General features: G+C 72.1%; 19 protein-coding genes. 3 read left to right on the forward strand and 16 right to left on the reverse strand.

What is annotated here, in order from left to right; all coding sequences use genetic code 11:
* Positions 1-16: 16 nt before the first annotated feature.
* The 6 genes from rhaI to ASG94_RS07730 all read right to left on the reverse strand — a co-directional run bounded on the left by rhaI (position 17) and on the right by ASG94_RS07730 (position 6,465).
* A complete protein-coding gene (gene rhaI, locus ASG94_RS07705) occupies positions 17-1,180 on the reverse strand; it encodes an L-rhamnose isomerase (protein ID WP_056925703.1) in 1,164 nt (387 codons plus the stop codon).
* Positions 1,177-1,566, reverse strand: a complete 390-nt coding sequence (locus ASG94_RS07710; protein ID WP_056925704.1) for an L-rhamnose mutarotase — start codon at positions 1,564-1,566, stop codon at positions 1,177-1,179. The genes rhaI and ASG94_RS07710 overlap by 4 nt, the downstream gene beginning before the upstream one ends.
* A 189-nt stretch (positions 1,567-1,755) precedes the next feature.
* On the reverse strand, positions 1,756-2,799 hold the full coding sequence (rhaS, locus tag ASG94_RS07715) for a rhamnose ABC transporter substrate-binding protein (protein WP_056925705.1): 1,044 nt from the start codon (positions 2,797-2,799) through the stop codon (positions 1,756-1,758).
* A gap of 23 nt (positions 2,800-2,822) precedes the next feature.
* A complete protein-coding gene (locus ASG94_RS07720; protein WP_056925706.1) occupies positions 2,823-3,875 on the reverse strand; it encodes an ABC transporter permease in 1,053 nt (350 codons plus the stop codon).
* A complete protein-coding gene (locus ASG94_RS07725) occupies positions 3,872-4,957 on the reverse strand; it encodes an ABC transporter permease (RefSeq protein ID WP_235537167.1) in 1,086 nt (361 codons plus the stop codon). Before ASG94_RS07725 ends, ASG94_RS07720 begins: the two co-directional genes overlap by 4 nt.
* Complete coding sequence (locus tag ASG94_RS07730; RefSeq protein WP_056925707.1) at positions 4,954-6,465, reverse strand: sugar ABC transporter ATP-binding protein; 1,512 nt, start codon at positions 6,463-6,465, stop codon at positions 4,954-4,956. The genes ASG94_RS07725 and ASG94_RS07730 overlap by 4 nt, the downstream gene beginning before the upstream one ends.
* Positions 6,466-6,645: 180 nt before the next feature.
* On the opposite strand from ASG94_RS07730, the gene ASG94_RS07735 reads away from it, so the two are divergent.
* Complete coding sequence (locus tag ASG94_RS07735) at positions 6,646-7,680, forward strand: LacI family DNA-binding transcriptional regulator (RefSeq protein ID WP_056925708.1); 1,035 nt, start codon at positions 6,646-6,648, stop codon at positions 7,678-7,680.
* Between the two features lie 280 nt (positions 7,681-7,960).
* On the opposite strand, the gene ASG94_RS07740 is transcribed toward ASG94_RS07735, so the two are convergent.
* The 4 genes from ASG94_RS07740 to ASG94_RS07755 are packed head-to-tail and all read right to left on the reverse strand — an operon-like array spanning position 7,961 to position 12,837.
* Positions 7,961-8,344 carry a universal stress protein gene (locus tag ASG94_RS07740; RefSeq protein WP_056925709.1) on the reverse strand — a complete coding sequence of 128 codons (384 nt, stop codon included), beginning with the start codon at positions 8,342-8,344 and terminating at the stop codon, positions 7,961-7,963.
* A 46-nt stretch (positions 8,345-8,390) separates the two neighbouring features.
* Positions 8,391-10,466, reverse strand: a complete 2,076-nt coding sequence (locus tag ASG94_RS07745) for a tripartite tricarboxylate transporter permease (RefSeq protein WP_056925710.1) — start codon at positions 10,464-10,466, stop codon at positions 8,391-8,393.
* Between the two features lie 9 nt (positions 10,467-10,475).
* Positions 10,476-11,675, reverse strand: a complete 1,200-nt coding sequence (locus ASG94_RS07750) for a Bug family tripartite tricarboxylate transporter substrate binding protein (protein WP_056925711.1) — start codon at positions 11,673-11,675, stop codon at positions 10,476-10,478.
* A gap of 58 nt (positions 11,676-11,733) precedes the next feature.
* Positions 11,734-12,837 (reverse strand): PrpF domain-containing protein, encoded by a 1,104-nt coding sequence (locus ASG94_RS07755; RefSeq protein ID WP_056925712.1) that lies wholly within the window; start codon positions 12,835-12,837, stop codon positions 11,734-11,736.
* A gap of 210 nt (positions 12,838-13,047) precedes the next feature.
* Between ASG94_RS07755 and ASG94_RS07760 the strand changes: the two genes are divergently transcribed.
* The gene (locus ASG94_RS07760) at positions 13,048-13,950 is read left to right on the forward strand and encodes a LysR family transcriptional regulator (protein WP_056925713.1); all 903 of its coding nucleotides are present in this window, start codon (positions 13,048-13,050) and stop codon (positions 13,948-13,950) included.
* An 80-nt stretch (positions 13,951-14,030) separates the two neighbouring features.
* Here the strand turns inward: ASG94_RS07760 and ASG94_RS07765 are convergent, their stop codons facing one another.
* On the reverse strand, positions 14,031-14,357 hold the full coding sequence (locus ASG94_RS07765; protein ID WP_056925714.1) for a putative quinol monooxygenase: 327 nt from the start codon (positions 14,355-14,357) through the stop codon (positions 14,031-14,033).
* A 155-nt stretch (positions 14,358-14,512) separates the two neighbouring features.
* Positions 14,513-15,199, reverse strand: coding sequence for an SGNH/GDSL hydrolase family protein (locus ASG94_RS07770; RefSeq protein ID WP_162260794.1), 687 nt, complete (start codon positions 15,197-15,199; stop codon positions 14,513-14,515).
* Positions 15,200-15,334: 135 nt separating this feature from the next.
* Between ASG94_RS07770 and ASG94_RS21650 the strand changes: the two genes are divergently transcribed.
* A complete protein-coding gene (locus ASG94_RS21650; protein WP_156411460.1) occupies positions 15,335-15,490 on the forward strand; it encodes a hypothetical protein in 156 nt (51 codons plus the stop codon).
* A 58-nt stretch (positions 15,491-15,548) separates the two neighbouring features.
* On the opposite strand, the gene idi is transcribed toward ASG94_RS21650, so the two are convergent.
* From idi to ASG94_RS07790, 4 genes are read right to left on the reverse strand one after another with little or no spacing between them, the layout of a single operon-like run.
* The gene (gene idi / locus ASG94_RS07775; protein ID WP_056925716.1) at positions 15,549-16,154 is read right to left on the reverse strand and encodes an isopentenyl-diphosphate Delta-isomerase; all 606 of its coding nucleotides are present in this window, start codon (positions 16,152-16,154) and stop codon (positions 15,549-15,551) included.
* Complete coding sequence (locus ASG94_RS07780) at positions 16,151-17,191, reverse strand: NAD(P)/FAD-dependent oxidoreductase (protein ID WP_056925717.1); 1,041 nt, start codon at positions 17,189-17,191, stop codon at positions 16,151-16,153. Before ASG94_RS07780 ends, idi begins: the two co-directional genes overlap by 4 nt.
* Positions 17,184-17,729 carry an isoprenylcysteine carboxyl methyltransferase family protein gene (locus ASG94_RS07785; RefSeq protein ID WP_056925718.1) on the reverse strand — a complete coding sequence of 182 codons (546 nt, stop codon included), beginning with the start codon at positions 17,727-17,729 and terminating at the stop codon, positions 17,184-17,186. Before ASG94_RS07785 ends, ASG94_RS07780 begins: the two co-directional genes overlap by 8 nt.
* Positions 17,726-18,781, reverse strand: coding sequence for a type III polyketide synthase (locus ASG94_RS07790; RefSeq protein ID WP_056925719.1), 1,056 nt, complete (start codon positions 18,779-18,781; stop codon positions 17,726-17,728). The genes ASG94_RS07785 and ASG94_RS07790 overlap by 4 nt, the downstream gene beginning before the upstream one ends.
* Positions 18,782-18,808 lie beyond the last annotated feature (27 nt).

Genomic DNA, 18,808 nt, shown 5'->3' on the forward strand with positions numbered 1-18,808 from the left:
TAGGGGGTGGGGTGCGTCAGTTCCAGCCGGCCTGGGCGCCACCGACGCGGTCGGCCTCGATCTGCTGCTGGTAGCCCGAGTCGAGGTAGGCGCGCATCGGGTCGGCCGGCAGGCCGCGCTCCGCGCGCCAGGTCGCGAGGTCGCCGCGCACGTCGGTGTAGAAGGCGTCCATGAAGACCGCGTTGGCGGCCAGCACGTCACCGGACGCGCGGGCCGCGGCCAGGGCCTCGGCGTCGAGCAGCAGCGCGCGGGCGGTCATCTCCTGCACGTTGAGGACCGACCGGATCTGGCCGGGCACCTTGTCCTCGATGTTGTGGCACTGGTCGAGCATCAGCGCGACGTCGCTGCCGGGGCCGAAGCCGCCACCACGGATGACCTCGACCATGATCCGGAACAGCTGGAACGGGTCGGCGGCGCCGACGATGAGGTCGTCGTCGGCGTAGAAGCGGCTGTTGAAGTCGAAGGAGCCCAGCCGGCCGAGCCGGAGCAGCTGCGCCACGATGAACTCGATGTTGGTGCCGGGCGCGTGGTGGCCGGTGTCGAGGCAGACCATCGCGCGTTCGCCGAGGGCGGCGCAGTGGGCGTACGACGTACCCCAGTCCGGGACGTCGGTGTGGTAGAACGCCGGCTCGAAGAACTTGTACTCCAGCACGAGGCGCTGGTCCTCGGAGAGCTGGGAGTAGATCTCGGCGAGGCCCTCGGCCAGCCAGTCCTGGCGGGCGCGGATGTCGCCCTGGCCGGGGTAGTTGGTGCCGTCGGCGAGCCAGATCTTGAGGTCGCGGGAGCCGGTCTCGTTCATCACCTCGATGCAGGCGAGGTTGTGGTCGACGGCCTTGCGGCGCACGGCCGGGTCGGCGTGGGTGAGGCTGCCGAGCTTGTAGTCGTCGTCCTGGAAGGTGTTGGAGTTGATGGTGCCGAGGACGACGCCGTGCTCCTTCGCGTAGGACCCCAGGGCGGCGAAGTCGTCGACCCGGTCCCACGGGATGTGCAGGGCGACGCTCGGCGCCAGGCCGGTGAAGCGGTGCACGGTCGCGGCGTCGGCGATCTTCTCCTGCACCGAGCGGGGGGTCCCCGGGCTGCCGAACACCTTGAAGCGGGTGCCGGAGTTGCCGTAGGCCCACGACGGGACCTCGATGGCCAGCGCCTCGAGGGTGGGGGCGATGTCGGCGAACACGGTCATGACGGATCCTTCGTCCTGCTGGTGGGCGGGGTGCTGGGGTGGGCGGCGGCGTCGGCCGCCGCGAGCTGGTCCTCGAGGTGGAAGACCTCGTCGAGGAGGAGGAACCCCTCGTCGGGAGGGACCTCCAGGTCCACGAAGAAGTCCCCCATCGCGGCCTGCCAGCGGGCGTTGACCTCGGTGGCCGCCATGGCGCGCTGCGCCGCGGCGAGGTCGTCGCTCTCGACGTAGCCGATGAGCAGCCCGTCCTCGCGCAGGAAGAGCGAGTAGTTGTGCCAGCCGGTCTCGGCGAGCGCCCGGACCATCTCGGGCCACACGGCCGCGTGGGCACGGGTGTAGTCCTCGATGCGGTCCGGCTTGACCTGGAGCTGGAAGCAGTAGCGCTTCATGGCAGGCTCACGCCTCCTCGTCGATCGCGGGTGGTGGGTGTCGCCGGTTGAGGAGGGCCCCAGGGGCCCGTTTCGAAACGTGACTGAGGTTTCGAGACGGGTTCCGCAGCCCCTCACACGTTCGGGTCTGCGGGACCCTCCTCAACCTGATCGTCTTCTCCAGCCCTCGCTTCGCTCGGGCTGGGGCGATCAGAAGTCGAAGTCGCCGATGTTGTCCGCGTCGAAGGTGAACGGCTCGCCCAGCAGGACGACGCCGTCGGCGCCGACCTCGAACTCGCCGAGCTCACCGGCCTCGAAGGTGTCGCCCTCCTCGCCGGTGATGTCACCGTTGACCAGGGCGGTCGTGGCGTAGACCGCGAGGGATCCCAGGTCGGCGGGGTTCCACAGGGCGAAGGCCTCGACGGTGCCGTCCTCGACGAACGGCCGCATCTGGTTCGGGGTGCCGAGACCGGTCAGCATGACCTTGCCCTTGGCCTCCGACTCCGAGAGGTAGCGCGCCGCGGCAGCGATCCCGACGGTGGTGGGCGAGATGATGCCCTTGAGGTCCGGGTGGTTCTGGAGGAGCGCCTCGGTCTGGTCGAACGACTTCTGGTCCTGGTCGTCGCCGTAGACGGTGTCGACCAGCTCGATGTCGGCGTAGTCCGGGTTGGACTCGAGCTCTGCCTCCATCATCTCGATCCAGGCGTTCTGGTTGGTGGCGTTGGCCGCTGCCGAGAGGATGGCGATCTCACCGGCGCCACCGATCTGCTCCGAGATCAGCTCCAGCTGCTTGGCGGCGATGCCCTCCGAGGTGGCCTGGTTGATGAAGAGGTCGCGGCACTCCGGGTTGGTGTCGGAGTCGAAGGTGACGACCTTGACGCCCGCGTCGCGGGCCTCCCCGATGGCGTCACAGATCGCCTCCGGGTCGTTGGCGGACACGATGAGGCCGTCGGCGCCCTGCTGGGCGACGGTGTTGATGAAGGGCACCTGTCCGGCGGGGTCGTCGCCGGTCTCGGGACCGACCTGCTCGATGGCCGCGCCGACCTCTTCGGCCGCTGCCTCGGCACCCTTGGTGCTGGTGTCGAAGTAGGGGTTGCCGAGGTTCTTGGGGAGCATGGTCAGGGCCACGTCGCCGCCACCGTCGGACTCGCCGCCGGAGTCGCTCCCGGAGTCGTCGGAGCCGCACGCGGTCATGAGGGACAAGCTGAGCACCAACGCTGCCAGCGCGGTCGCCCGGTTCGAATGGAGGTACATTCCATCCAACCTTTCTCTTGGTTTCAGACGCCGGCCGGTGTGGCCTGCTTCGGAGAGGTCGGCTCCTCGGACGGAGGAGCCTTGCGCGGGAGCCGGGTGGCGACCCACGACAACAGGGGGGTGGAGATCACCGAGGCGATGAGGAGCAGCCCGATGATGATGTTGGTGACGTTGACCGTCACCCGCTCGAGACGCAGGGCGCTGGCGATGACGCCGATGAGCACGACGCCGGCGATGACGCCGTGGAGCTTGCCGCGGCCACCGAAGATCGAGACGCCGCCGAGCAGCACCGCGGCGATCACCTGGAGCTCCATGCCGGTGGCGTTGTCGCCGCGGGCACTGCCGAACCGCAGGGTGTAGTAGACGCCGGCGAAGGCCGACACCACGCCGGAGAGCACGAACAGGATCCACTTGGTGCGCGCCACGTTGATGCCGGTGAAGTGGGCGGCCTCGTCGTTGAGCCCGATGTCGTAGACGCCGCGGCCGAAGGTCGAGAAGTGCAGCAGGAGGGAGAACCCGATCGCGAGGACGACGAACGGGACCATCACCACGGGGATGTTGCTGGACCCGAGCGTGTCGGTCGCCAGGTCGGTCCAGCGCTCGGTGAACTCGGTGACCGCCTTGGTCCCGAGCAGGCCGACCGCGATCCCTCGGAACAGGGCGAGGGTGCCGATGGTGACGGCGAGGGACGGCAGGCCGACGTAGGCGATGAGGAAGCCGTTGAGCGCTCCGCACGCTGCGCCGAGCAGCAGGGCGAGCAGCGCGGCGACCGGGACGGAGAGGCCGTTGTCGTGGAGGACGCCGAGCATGACGCTGCTCAGGCCCACGATGCTCGCCACCGACAGGTCGATCTCGCCGGTGATGATGATCAGCGTCATCGGCAGCGCGATGAGCAGGATGGGAGCGATGTCCTGCAGCAGGAACTTGAGCGTCAGCGGGCCGTCGAAGTTGGGCACGTTGGCCAGCGAGTAGAGCACCACCGCGGCCGTGAGGACGATGACCGCCATCTCGCGGGTGAGCAGCACCCGCTGCCACAGCGGCTGGGAGAACTCGGAGTAGGTGCGCGGCGTCGTCATGCCGTCATCTCCCTTGCTTCGGCGAGCTTGCGCGCCTGGCGGTTGGCCAGGAGCCGGTCGAGCACGATGGCGCCGAGGATGAGTGCGCCGACCACGGCGCGCTGCCAGAAGTCCTCGATGCCCAGGCTGGGGAGGGCGCGGTTGATGGTGACGAGGAGGAAGGCGCCGATGGCGGCCCCCCAGACCGTGCCGCTGCCGCCGAAGATGGCCACGCCGCCGATGACCACGGCCGCGACCGCCTGCAGCTCCAGGCCGGAGCCGACGCCGGAGCTGACCGTGCCGTACCGCGCGGTGTAGAGGACGCCGACGAGGCCGGCCAGGGCGCCGCTCAGGACGAACGCCGCGAGCACCCGGCGGCGTACGTCCAGGCCGTAGAGGACGGCGGCGTCGGGATCCGAGCCGATGGCGTAGAACTCGCGCCCACCGCGTGCGGTGTAGAGGTAGTAGCCGACGGCGGCCATCACCCCGAGGGCGATGATCGTGAGCACCGGGATGGTCAGGATGGCCTTGTTGCCCAGGGCCAGGAAGTCGCCCGGCAGGTCACCGGCGTTGATCCGGTCGCTCCCCGCCCAGGAGAGGACGATGCCGCGGTAGATGTAGAGGGTGCCCAGGGTGATGACGAGCGAGGGCACGTTGAAGTAGGCGACCAGCATGCCGTTGACCAGGCCGAGGACGGCCCCGGCGAGGATGCACAGGGCGAAGACCGCCACGATCGGCAGGCCGGGCTGGTCGATGAACAGCCGCCCCGTGAGGTACGCCGTCAGCGCCATCACCGAGCCGACCGACAGGTCGACGTTGCGGGTGATGATCACCACCGCCTGCCCGACCGCGAGCAGCAGCAGGAGCGACGGGTTCACCCAGAAGTTGCGCCAGCCGTCGGCGCTGAAGAGGAAGCTCTCGTTCTTCAGCGTGGCCACGACCGTGACGGCGACGAGCACCAGGAAGATCGACAGCTCGCGCGAGCGCAGGACCGTGCCGACCACGCGCCGGGTGGGAGACATGGCGCTCGGCTCGACGAGGAGGGCCTCGCTCGTGGAGACCTCGGTCCCGTCGGCGTGCCTGATCTCGGTGGGGGGAGTCATCCGGCGACCTCCAGCTGGCGGGTGGCCGCGTGCATCACGGCTTCGGGGGTGGCGTCCTTGCGCGGCAGGTCGGCGGTGATCCGGCCCTCGCAGACGACCAGGACGCGGTCGGCCATGCCGAGCACCTCGGGCAGCTCGCTGGAGATCATCAGGATCGCCATGCCCTGCCCCGCGAGCTCGGACAGCAGGCGGTGCACCTCGGACTTGGTGCCGACGTCGATGCCGCGCGTGGGCTCGTCGATGATCAGCAGGTCGGGCTCGGTGGCCAGCCACTTGGCGATGACGACCTTCTGCTGGTTGCCGCCGCTCATGGTGCGCGCGCTCATGTCGAGGGCGTTGGTCTTGACCTCGAGCCGCCCGGCCCACGGACCCGCCGCGCGGTTCTCGGCGCCGGTGGTGAGGAGGCCGGCCCGGGCCAGGCCACCCCGGATCACCGCGGCCACGTTGCGGGCCACGGACGCCTCGGTGACCAGGCCCTGCGCGCGCCGGTCCTCCGGCACGAAGGCCATGCCCGCGTCGATGGCGGCGCGGGGGCTGCGTCGGCGGATCTCCCGGCCGTTGAGCCGGACGCGGCCTTCGTCGTACGCGTCCACACCGAAGACGGCGCGGGCGATCTCGCTGCGGCCGGCGCCGACGAGTCCCGCCAGGCCGACGATCTCCCCACGGCGCACGGTGAACGAGACGTCGTGGAAGACGCCGCGCGACTGGAGGCCCTCGACCTCGAGGACCGGCTCACCGATCTCGGCGGGTGCCTTGGGGAACAGGTCGGCGACCTCGCGGCCCACCATCTCCGCGACGATGGCCGGGGAGGACGTGTCCTCGGTGCGGTGGGTGGCGACGTACGAGCCGTCGCGCATCACGGTGATCGTGTCGCACAGGTCGAAGACCTCGTCGAAGCGGTGCGAGATGAAGACGAGGGCACGGCCCTCGTCGCGCAGGCTGCGGGCCACGGCGAAGAGGCGCTCGACCTCGACCCCGCTGAGGGCGGCGGTCGGCTCGTCCATGATGAGGAGGCGCGCCTCGAGGGAGATGGCCTTGGCGATCTCGATGATCTGCTGGTCGGCGATGGACAGGCCCCGGGCCGGTCGGCGCGGGTCGAGGTCGACGCCCAGCCGGTCGAAGAGGCCCTCCGCCTCGGCGTACATCGCTGCCCGGTCGATGCGGCGGCCGCGGCCGAGGAGCTGGCGGCCCATGAAGATGTTCTCCATGACCGAGAGGTCGGGGAAGAGTGTCGGCTCCTGGTAGATCACGGCGACGCCCGCGTCCTTGGAGTCGGACGTCGAGCCGAAGTCGACGCTGTCGCCACCGAGCAGGAAGTCACCGCCGTCGCGGCGGTGCACGCCGGCGACGACCTTGACCAGCGTCGACTTGCCGGCGCCGTTCTCCCCCACCAGGGCGTGGATCGATCCCGCGTCGACGCGCAGGCTGCCCGAGCGCAGGGCGACGACCGGGCCGAACGACTTCGAGACGTCGCGGAGCTCGAGCACGGGGGTGCTGCTGCCGGTCACGGGTCCTCCTCGTCATCGATTGAAAGGTTTCAATGCGATGGCGGAGACGTTAAGTGATGGCAGTCACAGCCGTCAAGGCCCTTCTGGACCATTTCCGGCTAGAGTGCGGCTCACGCGGATGGCGGGCCCCGCGCCCCATCAGCGTTCGATCGTTTCAACTTCTCGGAAGGAGGCGTCGTCGTGCCGCACTCACGCGACGGCTCGGGGCGCAGTGCATCCGTCAAGGACGTCGCCCAGCTCGCAGGCGTCTCCCTGGGCACCGTCTCCAACGTGCTCAACCGCCCCGAGCGGGTCAGCGCCGACACCCGCACCCGCGTGGAGAAGGCGATGGCCGACCTCGGCTTCGTCCGCAACGAGTCCGCCCGCCAGCTCCGGGCCGGACGCAGCCGGACCATCGGCTACGTGATGCTCGACGCGACCAACCCGTTCTTCACCGACGTCGCCCAGGGGATGGAGCACGTCGCCGAGGACCGCGACCTCTCGCTCTTCCTCTGCAACAGCGACAACCGCGCCACCCGCGAGGCGGCGCACCTCGCCCACCTGCAGGAGCAGCGGGTGCAGGGCATCCTGGTGACGCCGGTGGACCCGGACTCCCCCGCGCTGGCCGACCTCGCGTCCCGCGGCACGCCGCTGGTGATCGTGGACCGCACCCGTCCGGGCGCCGCCTTCTGCACCGTGTCGGTCGACGACGTGCTGGGCGGTCGTCTGGCGGTCGAGCACCTCGTCGACCGCGGCCACCGGCGGGTCGCCTTCGTGGGCGGCCCCGACTCTCTCGGCCAGGTGCGCGAGCGCCTCGAGGGCGCCCGGCAGGCCTGGCGCGAGGCCGGGCTGCCCGACGCCGACCTCGTCGTCGTACCCACCGTCGCCCTGAGCGTCGCCGAGGGGCGCGCGGCGGGTGAGCGCCTCGCCGGCCTGCCGGCCCGGCGGCGCCCCACCGCGGTGTTCTGCGCCAACGACCTCGTCGCGCTCGGCCTGCTCCAGCAGGCCACCTCCGCCGGCGTGCGGGTGCCCGACGAGCTGGCGATCGTGGGCTTCGACGACATCGACTTCGCCGCCGCGGCCGCCGTGCCCCTCACCTCGGTCCGCCAGCCCCGCGCCGAGCTGGGCCGCACCGCCGCCCGCCTGCTGCTCGCCGAGGCCGACGACCCCCTGCACGCGCACGAGCAGGTCGTCTTCGAGCCCGAGCTGGTGGCCCGGCGTTCCACGCTGGGCTGACCTTCGCCCGCTGCTGCCGATCGGGCACGTGGATGCACCTGGCTCGTGCCGACCGGGCACGCGGGTGCACGTGGACCAGGCTCGAGGGTCACCAGACCGACGGAGCGACAGCGCGGATGAAGATCCACGCACGTGCGTCGGACTTCGGGATCGATCGGCGGTCGACTCCTGCAATCCCGCCCTGGTGCGTGGATCTTCAGACGTGGGACCGACAGCGGCCCCTGTGATCCACCGTGTGGACCGGAGGGGCCGCCATCCTGCCGTAGGTCGACGAGGGCACTCAGGCCTCGCGGGCTTCCGGAGGCGGCTTGACCGCCAGGACCGGGCAGGTGGCGTCGAGGAGGATCCGCTGCGCGGTGCTCCCGAAGACCATCTTGCCGACGGGTGACCGGTGACGCAGGCCGAGCACCACGAGCCGAGCGCCGCGACGCTGCGCCACCTGCACGACCGCGTCGCTGGGGTCCCCCAGGTCGCCGCGCGCGACCTCGGCGCGGCCGGCGAGCCTCGGCCACCGCGCCACCAGCGCCGCGACGTCCGGCACCGGCTCGCCGCGGACCGCGGGGACCAGCACGAGCGGCTCCCCCTCGGCCGCAGGGGTGTCGAGGGCTGCCTCGACAGCGGCGTGCCCTGGGGCGGTGTCGGCGTAGGCCACCACGATGGTCATCGGGATCCTCTCGGCAGGCGGGACGTGACGGTCGTACGACGGGGGCTCACTGCAGCAGCCCCATGGGCAGCTCGACCGGGAGCAGGGAAGGCAGCGAGAGCAGCACGAGTCCGAGCACCAGCGTGTAGACGACGGCGGTGCGCGGCGTGGTCCGGGCGGCGTACAGCAGCCACACCGGGACGAAGACCAACGTGGCCGCCAGGTAGCCGAAGAGCCCGACCAGCACGAGGAAGGCCGCCATCGCGGCGAAGGTTCGACCCGCGACCACCAGGTCTCGCTGCCGCGCCTCGAGCCGGGCGTCGACCCGGGTCGCCACGAGGGTGGACCCCGAGGCCGGGCCCGAGACCGAGCCGCCGACCGCGTCGTCGAGAGACTCGACCCGGGCCGGGAGCGTCGGGTGCGCCTCGCGCCATCCGCGCCGTTCCTGCCAGAGCAGGACGCCCGCGGCCACAAGGCCGCAGAGCGAGACCAGGCGCGGCATCAGCTGTGCCTCGTCGGAGAACGAACCGCTCACCCACAGCGCCGCCGCGAAGAGCACGACGGCCACCACGGCCACGGCCAGCGACCAGCGGGTGCCGGCCATCGAGCCCTCGAGCTCGTCGCCCTCCGGCTCGTCGGTCTCGAGCTCGCTGCGGTGCCCGTCGTCGACAGCGCCGGAGGCGCCGCGCAGCTTCTTGACCAGCGCCCACACGAGCGGCCCGACGAGCAGGGCGGCGAAGACGAGCACGCCGGGACGCGCCATCCAGCCGCCGCCGTCGTACAGGTTGGTGGTCAGGTAGTAGTAGCGCTCCATGGGGATGGCGAGCACGAACCCGATGAGGAACGGCGCGCGCGGCATACCGGTGGCCTTGAGGAAGAACCCGACAGCGCCGAGCACCACCATCACCCACAGGTCGCCGATCTGGCCGCCCTCCTGGAAGGCGCCGAGCAGCATGATGACCAGCAGGCCAGGACCGAGGACCGCGAACGGCACCTTGGTGAGCCTGGCCAGGGTCGGCGTGGCGAGGAAGCACAGGAACGCGCCGACCACGCTGGCGATCGCGAAGGACCAGATGATGACGTACATCAGGTCGAGGTGCTCGGTGACGATCGCGGGGCCGGGCTGGATCCCGTAGGTCAGCAGCATCCCGAGCAGCATCGCGGACGGCACGCCGCCAGGGATGCCGAAGAGGAACGTCGGGATGAGGTCGCCCGCCTCGACGGAGTTGTTGGCACTCTCCGGGCCGACGATGCCGCGCGGGTCACCCTTGCCGAACTTCCGCTTGTCCTTTGCCGTGGCGACGGCCTGGCCGTAGGCCAGCCAGGTGCCCGCCGTCGCTCCGACACCGGGCAGGACGCCGGCCCAGATGCCGATGAGCGCACCGCGGATGACGTGCGTCCAGTGGGTCAGCCACTCGCGGATGCCCGCGCCCCAGCCGCCCTCGAGCGAGACCGGCTGCTCGGTGACCCGTCGCTGGCCGACGCGGCTGGCGATCTCGGCGAGGCCGAAGATGCCGAGGGCGACCGCGACGAGCGAGACCCCGTCACCGAGGAAGAGCGAGCCGAAGGTGAAGCGCTCCTCGGCGGTCGTCGGCGACGTGCCGACCAGGCCGAGCAGGAGCCCGAGGAAGCCGGCCGTGAGGCCCTTGACCACGTTGCCGCGCGAGAGCACCGCGGCGAGGGAGACGCCGAGGATGGTCAGCATGAAGAGCTCGGGACTGCCGAAGGACAGCACCAGGGGCCGGGCCAGCGGGATGGCCACCGTGAGGCCCACGGCGCCGATGAGGCCGCCGGCCATCGAGGAGAGGAACGCGAGGGACAGCGCCCGCTTGGCCTGCCCCTTCCTCGCCATCGCGTAGCCGTCGAGCATGGTCACGCTGGCCGAGGCCGAGCCCGGTGCCCCGAGGAGCACCGCAGCGACCGTGTCGGAGGTGTGCACCACCGCCAGGGCGCCGATGAGCATGGCCAGGGCCTGCTCGGGCTCCATGCCGAAGGTCACGGGGAGCAGGATCGCGACGGCACCGGTGCCGCCGAGACCGGGGATGAGCCCGATCACGAGGCCGGCGACGACCCCGATCGCGAGCATGATGAGCAGGGAGGGATCGCCCAGCGAGGCGAGTGCGGAGAAGGCTGCGTCAGTCATCGGAGTGCCTCAGTCGATCGTGATGTCGTAGGTGTCCTCGAGCAGCTCGAGCACGTCGGTGCGGACGTCGTCGTCCACCTGGTAGGCCTCGCCGATGCGCTCGTCGAGGTCGGCGGAGGCGTCGATCGGGTAGCCGCCGAGCACCTCGGCCGCGGACTCCTGGAACGCCGGGTCCTCGCCCATCTCCGCTGCGGTGGTGCGTAGCAGGTCGACGGCCTCGCCGGGCGTCTCCTCGGGCACCCACAGCGCCTTCTGGTACGTGTAGGTGAGGGCGAGGATCGCCCGGTACGTCGCCAGGCGCTCGGTGTCCGGCTGCTCGCCGTACAGCTGCTCGTAGGCCTCGACGACGGTCGGGATCCGGGGGAAGTTGGGGTCCCGGACGATCTCGCCGGCGTCGTCGACCTGGCCGAGCGAGAACAGCGGGACGGCCGTCCCGTCCTTGACGAGCGGCTCGACGGCCGGCCCGTACGACGACGTCGTCTGGTAGTCGATGTCGACCTCGCCACGCTGGAGCGCGAGGTTGACGGGCCCACGACCCTCGAAGCCGAAGGTGGACGTCACGTCCGCACCCAGCAGGTCGAAGGCGAGCAGCGTCGTGAGGTCCAGGCTGGTGGCCGCGATGCCACCGAAGACGAGGGGCCGGTCGCGGTCGACCAGGTCCTCGACCCCCTCGACGCCCGCCGCGGTGCGTGCGTAGACGACAGCGCCGGTGCCGTTGGCCAGGATCGGCCGCAGCCGGCCGAAGTCGTACTGGACGGCCGGCATGTCGAGGAGGTAGGGCACCACGGTCGACGCGGTGCTCACCAGCACCTCGGTGCCGTCGGGCTCGGCCGAGGTCATGAAGTGGTTGGTGCCCAGGATGCCCTCGCCACCGTCGTCGTTCTCGGGCGCGAGCCCCGGCCGGCCCGGGACCGCCTCGGTCAGCCGGGCGGCCACGAAGCGTGCCCACGTGTCGGTCCCGCCGCCCTCGGCCAGCGGGATCATCAGCTCCACGGTCTCGTCGGCGTAGTCACCGTCCGTGGTCGAGGCGGCGGGGTTGAGGAGGTCGCCACCGAGCACCGAGACGCCCACCGCCAGGGCGGTGAAGCCGGCCACGACCATCGCGGCCAGTCGCGGCCCCGGGGCCGGACGCTCGGGTGCCTCGTCCGGGGACGGCACGTGGCCGGGCGTGGTGTCCACGACGTCCTCGTCGTCAACGTGCTGGGTCATCTGGTCCTCCAGGGGTTGCGAGCCTCGCACGAGACTCCGGGATCGGGAAAGAGGGCGCTCATGCCGAGGCCGAGGGCAGCAGGGGTGGCTCCGGGAGCAGGACGGACCCGTGCGCGAGACGCCGGTAGGTCCGGACCACGCCGACGACCGGCACCCCGTCGTGCTGCTCGACGAACGTGGTCACGCACCCGGCCGGGGTGCCCAGCCGCAGGCCGGCGACCTGCCGGTCGGGCACCAGGTCGTGCACGACCGTCCCCGGCTCCCCGGCGGCCAGGGTCAGGGCGACCGATCCGGTCACGGGCACTGCGGGGTGGAAGCGGCCCATGGACAACATCCGCACGGTGAGGTCGGTCTCCGTGCCGCCTCCCACGGCGGCGGAGACCATCGCGAGCTTGGGCACGGCCCGCGCGACCGACGCCCGGTCCTCGGCGAGGCCCATGCGGACACCGGCCTCGCGGCGTACGACGTCGAGACGTGCGAGCAGGCCGGGCGTCGCATCGAGCACCTGGGTCTCCTCGTCGCCCCGGACGTCGAAGTCGGCGGCCCGCACGGCGACCACGGGTGCACCCGCGTCGACCAGGGTGACGGTCACGACGTCGCCGTCGAGCACGATCGAGTCGCTGGGCCGGCCGGTCGGGAAGAGATGACCGGTGCTACGACCGGCCGGGTCGACGAAGCCCATCCGCACCGGTGCACCGGGGAAGGGCACGCCCGGGATGGTCTGCGTCGGGGCCTCGGCCAGCACCCCGCCGGGGGTGTCCACGCGCTGCACGATGAGCTGTCCGGTGTTGGTGTTGAGGACGCGGACAGCCGTCTCGTCGCATCCGGTGACGACCCAGCCCTCGCGGATCGCGAAGGAGGCGACGACGGCCGAGCAGTTGCCGCAGTTGCTGCCCCAGTCGACCTTCGCCTCGTCGATGCCGACCTGCGCGAAGGTGTACTCGACGTCGACACCGTCGTCGGTGGAGGGGGCGAGGATGACGGCCTTGCTCGTCGTGGAGGTGCCGCCTCCGACCCCGTCCACCTGGCGGTGGTCGGGGCTGCCGTAGACCCGCAACAGGACCTCGTCGACGGACAGGTCTCCCACCCGCAGGTCGTCGCGGCGAAAGACCCAGCACTTGCTGGTCCCGCCGCGCATCCACGTCGCGGGGATCTCGTGCATCGTGCCTCCTGGGCTGGCTGGTCCGGTCGGTCCGGACCTGCTCAGCGTGGAGTCACGTGAGGTGAAGCACAATCACGATCTTATGCATGCGCCTGTAGCAATACTGCATGCTTCGGCGACCTCGACCGAGCCGCGACCACCGAGGGTCAATCCAGCAACGCTGGATGTTGCTACATGGCCCTGTAGCAGTCCTTCAGGCACAATCGGACCGTGCTCGATGTCAAGCGGCTCCAGGTCCTGTTGGCCATCGTCGAGGAGGGCTCGGTCACCGCCGCGGCGACCGCGCTGGGCTACACGCCCTCGGCGGTGTCGCAGCAGCTGCTGCGCCTGGAGCGAGAGGCCGGCCAGCCGCTGCTCGACCGGCACGCCCGTGGCATGACCCCCACCGATGCCGGGCTCGTGCTGGCCCGCCACGCGCGCAAGGTCGTGCGTCAGCTCGCCGCCGCCGAGTCCGATCTCGCCGACATCGCCGGCGTACGCCGCGGCAGCGTCACGCTCGGCACGTTCCCCACGGTCGGGAGCTCGTTCCTGCCGCTGGCCGTGCGGCGCTACCGCGAGCTCTACCCGGCGATCCAGCTGACCATCCACAGCGGGCGGGAGGACCACCTCGTCCGGATGCTGGAGGAGGGAGCGGTGGCGCTGTCCCTGCTGTGGGACTACGACTGGCAGCGGGTCGACAACCGGGACCTCGAGCTCACCGAGCTGTTCACCGACCCGACCGTGCTGCTGGTCGGAGCGACCCACCGGCTCGCCCGACGGCGCACGGTGCGGATGGCCGACCTCGCCGACGAGCCGTGGATCATCCGGGCCGGCGGACACCCGGTGGTCGAGGTGCTGGAGCGCAGCGCCGTGGCGGCGGGCTTCACCCCAGGCATCGCCTTCCACGCCAACGACTACCAGGAGGCGCAGGCCATGGTGAGCGTCGGGCTCGGCATCGCGCTCGCGCCACGGACGGCCACGGTCAACCAGCACCCCGACGTCCGGGTGATCTCCCTCGGCGACACCGCCCCCGCCCGCCGGGTGCTCGTGGCGCACCGGCCGGGCCGGGTGCGCGCCGCCGCCGAGCTGGCGCTGCACGACGTGCTCGTCGAGACGGCCGCGTCGTACTCCTGACGCCCATGGGCATGCCGCCGCGTCCGTTCATGCCCCTGCGCGGGACCGCTGGGGAACGAGACCGGCGACGGACTGCCCGCTCAGCCCTCGACGGCCATCTCGCCGAGCTCGGACCAGTCCTGGCCCTCGATCGTGGTGTTGACGATCTTCGGCGTGGCCGCGAGGTGCTGCGGCAGCTCGGTCGTCGCTGCCTTGAAGTGGGCGGAGCCCACGTGGGCCGCGCCGGCCGCGTCGTCGGCGAAGGCCTCCACGAGGACGTACTCGTGCGGGTCGTCGAGGCTGCGGGACCAGTCGAACCACAGGCAGCCCGGCTCGGCACGGGTCGCCTCGGTGAAGGCCCGGCTGATCTCGGGCCACTGCTCGGCCGACTCGGGACGGACCTGGAACTTGGCGGTGATGAAGATCAACGCAGGACTCCTCGCGCAGGGGTGGATCGGACGGTTCGAGGATACGGAGGACCCGACGGCCGGACCATCCGGCTGTAACGCTCCGTCAGACGAGCTCCACACCCCACCGGTGGGGGGCGAAGCTCCTGTAACGGAGCGTTACAGCAGTGTGGACCTCAGCGCAGGACGCCGGCGTCGAGGAGGGCGTCCGCCACCCGGGTGCCGAAGACGACGTGGCCCTCGGGCGTCAGGTGCAGCCGGTCGGGCAGGTAGGACAGGTCGTCCCAGTCGATCGTCGACACGTAGGCGACCCCGGCCTCCTCCGCGGCTCGCGCGAGCGCCTCGTCCGTGGCCACCGTCAGCGCCTGGTCCCGCTGGGGGGCCGGCGGCGGGCCCACGACGGCCGCGGCGCCGGACTGCTCCACGACCGCCACCGCGGCGGCCTCGATGGCGTCGGGGTCGGCGTTGACGTCGTTGAGGCCGCCCTGGATCACCAGCACCTCGCCGTCGGCGAGGTCGAGCCGGTCGGCGCGGGTGCCGAAGTCCTCACCCCCGCAGAACGCCGATCCCGTGAAGCCGGAGCCGGCGAACCCGTCGACGTGCACCGTCGCGTCCGCCTCGCGGGCCATCGCGGTCGGCCAGGACCGGCGCTGGTCGTGCAGTCCCCAGCCCTGGGCGTAGGAGTCGCCCACCACCACGACCTGCTGGGACCCGCTGCCGACGGGGGCGTCACCCCGCCGGGCGACGCTGGCGCGGATCACCTCGCACACGTCGACGTCCTCCTGGTGGTCGCGCCACCACCAGGTGCCCCCGGCGACGAGCGCCAGGGCCACCACCACGACAGGCACGACTCGCTTGGACACCGGCACGACCGTACCGATCCCCCTCCGCGCCGTCGCACCGGCTCACCCGCAGGGGGTGTTCCGTCCTCCCTCCGACGCCTCTACGGTGCTGGATCAGGCAGCCTCGAGGAGGCTGCGACCCACAGGAGGCGCGACATGTCCGATCCCAACCCGGAGCCCCCGACCGAGACACCGGCGCACGACGACGACCTCGACACCGAGCAGCTCTCGGACGAGCTGGACACCGACCCGGAGACGCCGGCCCACCCCGAGGGTGACGAGGTGGCCGAGGAAGACGAGGACCCCGAGTGATCGACCCGTCGGCCACCTGCCTGCGGGCCGCCACCGCCAGCGGGGCGGACGGGACGAGTCAGGGGCGGGCGGCCGGGGGGAGGTCGTCGTACGACGCGCTGGTCGCGGCGAGCGGGTCGGCCGGCAGCGCGGCGACCTGCTCGCGACACCACGGGGAGATCTCCCGGCTGCCGTCGAGCACCCCCGACCGGAAGGCGTCCCACGGCTCCCAGCGCGCCTCCTCGACCTCCTCGGGGTCGGGTCGGAGCTCATCGGTCGTGGTGGCGACGAAGACCGGGCACATCTCGTGCTCGACCATCCCGTCGTCCATCACCGCGCGGTAGCGGAACCGCGGCAGCACGAGCCGCAGGTCCTGCACGCGCACGCCGAGCTCCTGCTCGACCCGACGGCGTACGGCGTCGGCCATCGGCTCACCGGGGGCCGGGTGACCACAGCAGCTGTTGGTCCACACGCCGGGCCACGTGGGCTTGTGCAGGGCCCGCTGGGTGACCAGGAACGCGCCGTCGCCGTCGAAGAGGTAGCAGGAGAACGCCAGGTGCAGCGGGGTGTCCTCGTGGTGCACGAGGCGCTTGTCGGCGGTGCCGACCGCCCGGCCCTCCTCGTCGAGCAGGACCACGGACTCGGAAGCGGGCGCGGGACGGGACGGGGGGTCGGTGGGCGTCATGCGGGCACCTCGATCGGTCGGGCGAGCTGGTTGACGGCGGCGGAGAAGAGCCACGGGGCCCGGGCCGCCGCGGGGACCAGGCGGCGACGGACGACACGGTGGGCGGTGGCGTGCAGCAGGGCGTGGGTCAGCATCTCGTGGCGGCGGCTGAGCCGGCCCGCCAGGGCCTCGAAGCGCTGCGGGTCGTCGGCAGCCACGCACGCGACGGCAGCGCGGGCGTGGGCCAGCCCCAGCGCGATTCCCTCGCCGGTGAGCGCGTCGACGTAGCCGCCGGCGTCGCCCACGAGCAGCGTGCGGCCGGCGACCCGACGGCGGGCCCGCTGCCGCAGCGGGCCGGCCCCCATCACCTTGGTGCGCTCCCCGACCAGCCGCTCGCGCAGCAGCGGGAACTGCGTGAGCACCTCGTCGAAGGCCTCGCCGCTGTCGGTCAGCACCGCGACGCCGACCAGGTCCTCGGCCACGGGGGTCACGTAGGCCTCCGCCCCGGCCGCCCAGTGCACCTCGACGAAGGGCGTCCACGGCTCCTGGCGGACGTGGCAGCGCAGGCCGAACCGGCGCCTGCCCCGCACCGGCACCTCGAGGCCGAGCAGGCGTCGTACGGGCGAGTGGAGGCCGTCGGCGGCGACGAGGAACCGGGCGGGCTCACCGTCGACGAGCACGTGGTCGATGCCGTCGCGGACCGCGCGCACCGGCTCGGGCTGGACCGGGACGCCCGCTCGGGCGAGCGCGTCCGAGAGCGCGGAGTGCAGCGTGGTCCGGCGTACGCCGCGCCCCGGCCCGGCGGTGAAGACGGCCTCGGCGGCCGCACCGGCGCCGCTCCCGTCGACGTAGCGGATGCCGGAGAGCGGGTGACCCTCCGGGTGCACGTCGAGCAGGGCGAGCTCGGCCACGGCGCCGGGCATCAGTCCCTCGCCGCAGGCCTTGTCGACGGGGCCGGTACGCGGCTCGCGGACCACGACGTCGAGCCCGGCGCGGGCCGCGTGCAGCGCGACCGCCAGTCCGACGGGGCCACCGCCGGCGACGACGAGGTCACGCATCGCTGCCCTCGGCCTGCCGCTCGGGCAGGGTGGCGAGCGCGGCGTCCTCGGCGCGGATGCGCACGGTCAGCAACGCGGCGTTGAGGACCGTGAAGACGAGCGCGGTGATCCAGGCGGCGTGCACGAGCGGCAGGGCCACGCCCTCGACCACGACGGCGACGTAGTTGGGGTGGCGGAACAGGCGGTAGGGGCCCGAGCGCACCGGGGCCAGGCCCGGCACGACGATGACACGGGTGTTCCAGCGCCGGCCCAGCGTGGTGATGCACCACCACCGCAACGCCTGCGAGGCGAGGACGAGCAGGAGCATCGACCACGCGAGGGCGGACGGTACGTCGGGTCGCCGTAGCCACGCCTCGGCGAGCGCTCCGACCAGCAGGCCGGTGTGCAGGACCACCATGAAGGGGTAGTGCCCCCGGCCGGACTCGACGCCGCCGCGCTCCATGCTCCAGGCGGCGTTGCGCGTCGAGACGACCAGCTCCGCGATCCGCTCGAGGCCGACCAGCGCCACCAGGACCGTGAAGGCGAGCAGGCTGGTCATGCGGTGGCCCGGAGCAGGACCAGCTCGGAGCAGAAGCCCGGGCCCATCGCCAGCAGTACCCCGTGGGTGCCGGGGGCCGGCGGCCGGTCGCGCAGGGTGTCCTCGAGCACGTGCAGGACCGACGCCGAGGACAGGTTGCCGACCCTGGCCAGGGAGTCCCACGTCAGCTGCAGCGCCTCCTGAGGCACCTCGAGAGCCGACTGCAGCGCCTCGATCACCTTGGGGCCGCCGGGGTGGCAGACCCACCAGCCGATGTCGGCGCGGGTCAGGCCGTGGTCGGCCAGGAAGCCGTCGACGTCGCCGCGCAGGTGGCGCTCGACGATGGCGGGCACCGCGGCGTCCAGGACGATCCGCAGGCCGCCGCCGGTCACGTCGAAGCCCATCGTGCGCTCGCTGTCGGGGTAGAGCCGGCTGCGCGAGGCCAGCACCTCGACGGGCCCGTCCTGCTTCGCGGAGCCGACCGCGACGACCGCCGCGGCCCCGTCGCCGAACAGTCCGCTGGCCACCAGGTTGGGGACCGACACGTCGTCGCGCTGGATGGTCAGCGAGCACAGCTCGACGGCGACCAGGACGGCGGTGTGGTCCGGGTGACCGAGCAGGTAGTCGTGCACCCGGGCGATCCCGGCCGCGCCCGCCACGCAGCCCAGGCCCACCAGCGGCATCCGCCGCACGTCCTCGCGCAGCCCCACCACTCCAGCGATCCGTGCGTCCAGCGACGGGATGGCCAGCCCGGTCACGGTGGCGGTCACGATGAGGTCGACGTCGGAGGGCGTCAGGTCGGCGGCCTTCAGCGCGTCGACCAGCGCCTGCGAGCCGAGCTCGACGGCGTGCTCGATGAAGTGGTCGTTGGCGTGCCCGAAGTCGCGCAGCGTGGCGTAGTCGGCCAGCGGCAGGACCGTGTGCCGGCGCTCGACCCCGGAGTTGCGGTGGAAGCGTCGCAGGAGGGCGTGGTCGACGCTGCGCTCGGAGATCACCGAGCTGAAGGCCTCGGTGATCTCCTCCTGCGGGTGGGAGTGGGCCGGCAGCGCTCCGCGCGCGGACAGGATCCTCATGACAGCCTCCAGGGGCGGGGACGTGGG

This window comes from Nocardioides sp. Soil805 (assembly GCF_001429625.1).
GTDB lineage: Bacteria > Actinomycetota > Actinomycetes > Propionibacteriales > Nocardioidaceae > Nocardioides.